The sequence below is a fragment of the Actinomadura logoneensis genome (assembly GCF_003428695.1).
Classification (GTDB): domain Bacteria; phylum Actinomycetota; class Actinomycetes; order Streptosporangiales; family Streptosporangiaceae; genus Spirillospora; species Spirillospora logoneensis.
Window position 1 is genome coordinate 1 of record NZ_QURH01000913.1, and the last position, 7,055, is coordinate 7,055.

Below are 7,055 nucleotides of genomic sequence, written 5' to 3' on the forward strand. Positions count from 1 at the left end.
GTCGGGCGTTCCGGGCGGGCGGAGGCGGTCCACGGCCACCACGGGCGGGACGTCCGGGCCCTCGGGGGCGGTGCCGCTCGCGGCCAGCAGCAGGGTCGCGCCCGAGTCGCGCAGGATGTGGGCGCGCTCGTCCGGCCCGGAGTCGGGCGGCAGCGGCACCACGGGGACGCCCGCGAACAGCCCGGCGACGACGGCGGCGACGGTCTCCAGGGTCGGCGTCGCGTGCACGGCGACGGCGGGCGCGTCCCGGATCTCGGCGGCGACCGCGACCGCCCACGCGTCCAGCGCCGGACGGGTCAGGGCGCGTCCGGCCACCGTGAGCGCGGGACGTCCGGGGGCGTCCGGACGGGGTCCGCCGAGCAGGTTCATCGGGCGCGTCCCTTTCGTGTCGGGCCGGAGGACGGACTGCACCCGGCGGGGCCGGTCCCCGGCGCGGGCGGTCCCCGGCGCGGGCGGTCCTCGGTGGGGCTGCACGGGCACGGGCGGGGCCCGGCGCGGGCGACACCCGGCAAAGGCCGCGCCCGCGATGCGGGATCCTCCGGCGTCTGCTGGAAGTATGCCGTCCGTGACCGACGCACCGACGACCTACCCGGCCCTCGCCGGACTGCTGCTGGCCCTGCCCCCGTCGGCGGGGCCGGTGCGGCTGGTGGCCGTGGACGGGCCGAGCGGGTCCGGCAAGTCCACGTTCGCGCCGCGGCTGGCGGCGGCGCTGGGCGGCGTCCCGCTGGTGCGGTCGGACGACTTCCGGGTGCCGTGGGACGCCGACCCGCTGACCTGGTGGCCGCCGTTCGAGCGGGACGTCCTCGCGCCGGTCACCGCCGGACGCCCCGGGCGCCTGCGCCGCTACGACTGGCACCGCGACGTGTACGGGCCGCCGGAGGAGGTGCCGCCCGCCCCGGCACTGGTCGTGGAGGGTGTCGGCGCGGCGTGGCGCGGCTGCCCCGCCGCGTTCCGGATCTGGGTGGACGCGCCGCGCGACCTGCGCCGGGCCCGCGCCCTGCAGCGCGACGGCATCGCCTACGCGGACGCGTGGGACGAGTGGGCCGGCCGCGAGGCCCGGCACTTCGCGTCCGACCGCACCCGCGACCGCGCCGACCTCCTCGTGGACGGTACCGCCGTCGCGGCGCCCGCCTTCCACGCCACCCGCCCCGCCCGCTCCCCCTCCTGACCCGGCCGGCGAGGACGAAGCAGGACAGAACCAGGCCGACCGGGCGGACGGGACGGTTCGCGGGGGCGACTAGGCTGACCGGGTCCGCAGATCGACCAACATGAGAAGACGGGTGGAGCCAGCCGATGGCGCTTGAACGTCCCGAGATCGACTTCCCCGAGGGCCAGCCCCCGCAGAACCTCGACATCACCGACATCAAGGTCGGGGACGGCGCGGAGGCCACCAAGGGCTCGACCGTCTCCGCCCACTACGTCGGCGTGGCCTTCTCGACGGGCGAGGAGTTCGACGCGTCCTGGAACCGGGGCGAGGCGCTGGAGTTCCCGCTCGGCGCGGGCCGCGTCATCAAGGGCTGGGACATGGGCATCCAGGGCATGAAGGTCGGCGGCCGGCGCAAGCTGGTCATCCCGCCGCACCTGGCCTACGGCAACCGCAGCCCGTCCCCCAAGATCGGGCCGGGCGAGACCCTGATCTTCGTGGTCGACCTCGTCGATGTGAAGTAGGCCGCACACGCTTCAACGGCGGGCAATCCCGGAGTGAAATCCTGCTCCGGGTGCCCGCCGTCGCCGTTTCCGTGGGGGAACGGGTCGGTATCAGCCCAGCATGATCGAGGCGCGGGGGCTGACGAAGCGGTTCGGGGAGAAGACCGCGGTCGACGACGTCACCTTCACCGTCCGCCCCGGCCACGTCACCGGCTTCCTCGGCCCGAACGGCGCAGGCAAGTCCACCACGATGCGCATGATCCTCGGCCTGGACCGTCCGACCGCCGGGACGGTCACCGTGGCGGGCGTCCGCTACTCCGGCCTCGGCACGCCGCTGCGCGAGGTCGGCGCGCTGCTGGACGCCAAGGCCATGCACGGCGGGCGCACCGCGCACAACCACCTGCTCCTCCTGGCCCGCAGCAACGGCATCCCCGCGCGCCGCGTGGACGAGGTGCTGGACCTCGTCGGCCTCCGGTCGGTCGCCCGCAAGCACGCCCGGGGGTTCTCCATGGGCATGGGGCAGCGGCTCGGCATCGCGGCGGCGCTGCTCGGCGACCCGGCCGTGCTGATGTTCGACGAGCCGGTCAACGGCCTGGACCCCGAGGGCATCCTGTGGATCAGGACGCTCATGCGGAGCCTGGCCGCCGAGGGCCGCACCGTGTTCGTGTCCAGCCACCTGATGTCGGAGATGGCGCAGACCGCCGAGCACCTGGTGGTGATCGGGCGGGGCCGCATCCTCGCCGACACCTCCGTCCGGGAGTTCATCGCCGCCAACGCCACCAGCCACGTGCGGGTCCGCTCCCCGCAGCTCGGGGAGCTCGGGCCGTTGCTCGCCCGGCGCGACTGGCGCGTCGAGGTGGACCCCGACGGCTCGCTCCGCGTCTACGGCGCCGACCCGGCGGCCGTCGGGGACGTCGCGGCCGACCACGGCGTCCGGCTGCACGAGCTCTCGCCCGTCCAGCCGTCGCTGGAGGAGGCGTTCATGCGCCTGACCGGCGACACCGTCGAGTACCACGCGGGCGGACGCCCGGTTCCCCCCGCCCCCGAGGCCGGTCCCGTGTCGACCGCCCGCGAAGGGGGCGCGCCACCGGCCGCCCCTCCCCCTCCGGAGGCCTCCTCCCCCGACCTCCCGCCGACCGCGCCGGACGGCACGTGGCGCGGAGGGGACGCATGACCGCCGGTCCCGAGGACGCTGGCCGTCCGCCGGGCGAGGGAGCGAGCACCCACAGGGACGTCGCCGCGGAGGACGGCGCCGGCAGAAAGCGCGCGGAGCACCGGCCCGCCTCGTTCGCCGACGCCGTCGCCGCCGAGTGGATCAAGATCCGCACCGTCCGGTCCACGTTCTGGACGCTGCTCGCCGGCCTGGTGGTGACGATCGGGCTGAGCTGCCTGCTCGCATGGGTCTTCGTCTCCGCCTACGACCGGCTCGGCGCGCGCGACCGGCTCCGGTTCGACCCGACCGCGTACGGGCTGGCGGGCATCAACTTCGGCATGGTGGCGTTCGGCGTGCTCGGCGTGCTGGTCGTCACCGGCGAGTACGCGACCGGGATGATCCGGACGTCCCTCACCGCCGTGCCGCGCCGGGGCCGGCTGTTCGCCGCGAAGGCGCTGGTGCTCGGCGGGGTCGTGCTCGTGGTCGGCGAGATCGTGTCGTTCGCCGCCTACTTCCTGTCCCAGCTGATCTTCGCGGACCGGCACCTGGACGCGGGCCTCGGCGAGGACGGGGTGCTGCGCGCGGTCATCGGCGGCGGCCTCTACCTCACCCTGATCGCGCTGCTGGCGCTCGCGATCGGAACGCTGCTGCGGCACACCGCCGGGGCGGTCACGACCGTCCTCGGCCTGCTGTTCGTGCTGCCGATCATCGGCTCGTTCCTGCCCGGCGACCTCGGCCGGACGGTCCGCAAGGTGCTGCCGGCCGGGGCGGGCGGCGCGATCATGAACACCCGGCCGTCCGAGGAGTCGCTCTCGCCCTGGGCGGGACTCGGGGTGTTCACGCTGTACACGGTCGTCCTGCTGGTCGCGGCGCTGCTGGCGTTCCAGCGCCGGGACGCCTGACCCGGCGGTTCGCGGCGCGGGAGAGTTCGGACACAGATGCGCAACGGCGGAGCGTCGCCGCCGCGCCCGCCGCCCCGACGTGATCCAATTTGTCCGTTCTGGTTCGTAGGACGGCACGGGGGACGCGGGGATGCGGGGCGGTGTTCCGAAGGGGTACACGGCGGTGGCGGCGGCACTGGGGGTCGCGCTCGGCGCCTGGCCCGCGCTGTCGGCGCTGCCGTCCGGGGGCGGCGGCGGGGACGCGCTGCGCACCGAGCTGTCCGCCGCGCTCGCCGACCACCAGTGGGAGCGGCCGAAGCCCGGCTCGTGGACCCCGCCGAAGCCGTCCGCCGACGGCCTGCCCCCGGTGATCAGCAAGATCGACACCCAGGACCGCGTGGTGTTCCTGACGATCGACGACGGCTACGAGTACGACCCGGAGTTCGTCAACATCGTCCGGACGGAGAAGGTGCCGATCCTCACCTTCCTGACGACCACCTACGTGCGCGGCCACGCCCAGTACTTCTGGGCGCTGCGCAACGCGGGGTCGCGGATGGAGGACCACACCGTCTCGCACCCCGACATGAAGACGCTCCCGCTGGACGCGCAGCAGCGGCAGATCTGCCAGTCGTCCGACACCATCGCCGCCCAGTACGGACGGCGGCCCCAGATCTTCCGGCCGCCGTTCGGCTCGTACGACACCGCGACCCGCCAGGCGGCCAAGGCGTGCGGCATCAGGTCGATCCTGACCTGGACGGCCGAGTACTACAACGGCACGACCGGCCCGGGCGTGGGCTTCAACGGCTTCGCGCGCGGCGACGGGTTGGGCAAGGGCTTCCGTCCGGGCGACATCGTCCTGATGCACTACCGCAAGGGCCTGGCCGGCCAGTTCCGCACCCTGCTCGGCTGGATCCGCCAGCAGGGCTTCCGCCCCGCCGCCGTCCAGAACTACCTCCCCCGCGCCCTGGGCGGCGAGGCCCCCGACACCCCACCCGCCTGACCCCGCCCGCGTGTTCTTCGGGACGTTTCCGCTGGTAGCGGAGCATTCCTGGGTGAATCGCGGTTGGGCTGAGGCGTCCGATACGAGCGGACTAGGGTGCGAACGCTGGCGGGGTTGATGTCCCCCGCTCCCCGAGACAACCCCGCCAGCATTCTTCTAGCGGGAGTCGGGGGTATGGCGGCGGACGTCGCCGCCGATCTCCGTCTCCATCGGAGCGATGAGGCCGCGGCCCATGTCGGCCGGGTCGCGGCGGCGGACCGCCAGGTTCAGCAGGTGGTAGCCGATCAGCAGCACGACCGTGCCGAGCGCGATGCCCTGCAGCGGGAACTTGTCGGTGATGTGCAGCGTGACGTTGCCGATCGCGAGGATCAGGCCCGCCGCGACCGGGACGAGGTTGACCGGGTCGCCGAAGTCCACCCGGTTCTCGACCCAGATCTTCGCGCCGAGCAGGCCGATCATCCCGTAGAGGACGACCGTGATGCCGCCGAGCACGCCGCCCGGGATCGCCGCGACCAGCGCGCCGAACTTGGGGATGAACCCGACCGCTATCGCCACGACCGCCGCCACCCAGTAGGCGGCCGTCGAGTAGATGCGGGTCGCGGCCATGACGCCGATGTTCTCGGAGTAGGTCGTCGTCGGCGCGCCGCCGACGGCCGTCGCGAGGGTGGTGGTGAAGCCGTCGGCGGCGAGCGCGCGGCCGAGGTAGGGGTCCAGGTCGTCGCGGGTCATGGCGGCGACGGCCTTGACGTGCCCGGTGTTCTCGGCGATGAGCGCGATGACGACGGGCAGCGCCAGCAGGATCGCCGACATCTTGAAGTTCGGGCCGTGCAGGTGCGGCAGGCCGAGCCAGTCGGCCGACTTCACCGCCGAGAAGTCCACCCGGTCGTGCGGGTAGGCGGTCGCGATGCAGTACGGGCCCTCGGTGGGGCAGGGGTGGCCCGACGCGTCCAGCAGGTTGCGCCCGCCCTGGACGGACGTGACCTTGCCCGCGGTCTTGTCCAGCACCCACGACAGCGCGAAACCGAAGACGAGCGCCAGCAGCACGTTGATCCGCGCCCAGAAGCCGCGCAGCAGCACGGCGCTGAGCACGGCGAACGCCATCGTCGCGATGGCGACCCACTGGTCCTGCGGCCAGTAGACGTTCGCGACGACCGGGGCGAGGTTGAACCCGATGAGGACGACGACCGCGCCGGTCACGACCGGCGGCAGCACCGCGTGCAGCACGTTCGCGCCGAGGAAGTGGATGACCAGCCCGACCGCGAGCAGCGCCACACCGACCCACAGGATCGCGCCGGTGACCGTGCCGGAGTCGCCGCCCGACGCGCGGATCGCCGCCGCGACCCCGACGAACGACGCGCTCGACCCGAGGTAGGACGGCACCCGCCCGCTGGTGATCAGCAGGAACAGGATGGTGGCGACGCCGGACATCATGATCGCCAGGTTGGGGTCCAAGCCCATCAGCACCGGGAACACGAACGTGGCGCCGAACATCGCCACGACGTGCTGGGCCCCGATGCCCGCGGTGCGCGGCCAGGACAGCCGCTCGTCCGGTCGGACGACCTCTCCCGGCGGCGGCGTCTTCCCGTCGCCGTGCACCTTCCAGCCCAACACCATCCAGAACTCCTGAAATCTCGTTTACGCTACGTGAACGAGAATGCCGCACCCGGACCCGGCCCCGCGCCACCGGGGGTGGCGCAACGACCGGACCCGGGTGCGGCGGCTAGATCCCGCGCATCCGCAGGACGTGCAGCGCAAGCGTGAGGTTCAGGCGCAGGTGCGCGTCCTCGGTGAACGGGCCGAGCAGTCGCTCCAGCTTTCCGATGCGGTAACGCAACGTGTTGTAGTGGAAGTGGAGGCGGCGCGCGGTCTCGGCGACGTTGAGGTTGGTCTCCAGCAGCACCTGGAGCGTCCGGCGCAGGTCCACCAGCTCGGGCTCGTCGTCGGCGGCCAGGTCGCCGAGCGTCTCGCGGACGAACGCGTGCAGCTCCTCCGGGTCCGGGACGAGGCTGAGCAGCCGGTACACGCCGAGCTGGTCGAAGTGCGCCCGCGCGCCGTCGCCGTGCAGCTGCCGTCCGACCCGCACCGCCTTCAGCGCCTGCTCGTACGCCTCGGGCAGCCGGGACGGCGACACGACCGTGCGGCTGACGCCGGCCGAGAACGTCCGCCGCACCGAGGAGTGCTCGGCGAACAGCGCGGCGGCCTCCTTGACCAGCGTGTGGACCGGTCCACCGTCCCCGTCGGGGTCGCCGCCGTCGGCGCCCACCACGGCGACCACCTCGTGCGCGAAGCTGGCGACCGCCGCGCCCCGGTCGTGCCGGCGGACCGCCGCGGCCCAGGCAGCCGCGAGCCGTTCCTGCGCCGCGCGCTCCTCGCC

Annotated in this window: 8 protein-coding genes; 5 read left to right on the plus strand and 3 right to left on the minus strand. The window is 73.7% G+C overall.

Annotated features, from left to right (window positions below; genetic code table 11):
* Nucleotides 1–369, minus strand: a 369-nt coding sequence (locus DZF91_RS30775; RefSeq protein ID WP_147341468.1) for an AMP-binding protein, incomplete at its 3' end; no start/stop codon positions are given.
* A 187-nt stretch (nucleotides 370–556) separates the two neighbouring features.
* Here DZF91_RS30775 and DZF91_RS30780 point away from each other — a divergent pair.
* The 5 genes from DZF91_RS30780 to DZF91_RS30800 all read left to right on the plus strand — a co-directional run bounded on the left by DZF91_RS30780 (nucleotide 557) and on the right by DZF91_RS30800 (nucleotide 4,681).
* The gene (locus DZF91_RS30780; protein WP_117360589.1) at nucleotides 557–1,168 is read left to right on the plus strand and encodes a uridine kinase family protein; all 612 of its coding nucleotides are present in this window, start codon (nucleotides 557–559) and stop codon (nucleotides 1,166–1,168) included.
* Nucleotides 1,169–1,293: 125 nt separating this feature from the next.
* Entirely contained in the window at nucleotides 1,294–1,668 is a 375-nt protein-coding gene (locus DZF91_RS30785; RefSeq protein WP_117360590.1) for an FKBP-type peptidyl-prolyl cis-trans isomerase, read from the plus strand.
* A 100-nt stretch (nucleotides 1,669–1,768) separates the two neighbouring features.
* On the plus strand, nucleotides 1,769–2,821 hold the full coding sequence (locus tag DZF91_RS30790; RefSeq protein ID WP_117360591.1) for an ABC transporter ATP-binding protein: 1,053 nt from the start codon (nucleotides 1,769–1,771) through the stop codon (nucleotides 2,819–2,821).
* Nucleotides 2,818–3,702, plus strand: a complete 885-nt coding sequence (locus DZF91_RS30795; protein WP_117360592.1) for an ABC transporter permease — start codon at nucleotides 2,818–2,820, stop codon at nucleotides 3,700–3,702. Before DZF91_RS30790 ends, DZF91_RS30795 begins: the two co-directional genes overlap by 4 nt.
* A gap of 130 nt (nucleotides 3,703–3,832) precedes the next feature.
* Nucleotides 3,833–4,681 (plus strand): polysaccharide deacetylase family protein, encoded by an 849-nt coding sequence (locus DZF91_RS30800; RefSeq protein WP_117360593.1) that lies wholly within the window; start codon nucleotides 3,833–3,835, stop codon nucleotides 4,679–4,681.
* A 156-nt stretch (nucleotides 4,682–4,837) separates the two neighbouring features.
* On the opposite strand, the gene DZF91_RS30805 is transcribed toward DZF91_RS30800, so the two are convergent.
* A complete protein-coding gene (locus tag DZF91_RS30805; protein WP_117360594.1) occupies nucleotides 4,838–6,295 on the minus strand; it encodes a uracil-xanthine permease family protein in 1,458 nt (485 codons plus the stop codon).
* A 106-nt stretch (nucleotides 6,296–6,401) separates the two neighbouring features.
* Nucleotides 6,402–7,055, minus strand: a 654-nt coding sequence (locus DZF91_RS30810; protein WP_199487008.1) for a PucR family transcriptional regulator, incomplete at its 5' end; no start/stop codon positions are given.

Coding starts and splice junctions, on each gene's coding strand:
- DZF91_RS30790 (WP_117360591.1), top strand. CDS start 1,769: ATGATCGAGGCGCGGGGGCTGACGAAGCGGTTCGGGGAGAAGACCGCG.
- DZF91_RS30795 (WP_117360592.1), top strand. CDS start 2,818: ATGACCGCCGGTCCCGAGGACGCTGGCCGTCCGCCGGGCGAGGGAGCG.
- DZF91_RS30805 (WP_117360594.1), bottom strand. CDS start 6,295: ATGGTGTTGGGCTGGAAGGTGCACGGCGACGGGAAGACGCCGCCGCCG.
- DZF91_RS30785 (WP_117360590.1), top strand. CDS start 1,294: ATGGCGCTTGAACGTCCCGAGATCGACTTCCCCGAGGGCCAGCCCCCG.
- DZF91_RS30800 (WP_117360593.1), top strand. CDS start 3,833: ATGCGGGGCGGTGTTCCGAAGGGGTACACGGCGGTGGCGGCGGCACTG.
- DZF91_RS30780 (WP_117360589.1), top strand. CDS start 557: ATGCCGTCCGTGACCGACGCACCGACGACCTACCCGGCCCTCGCCGGA.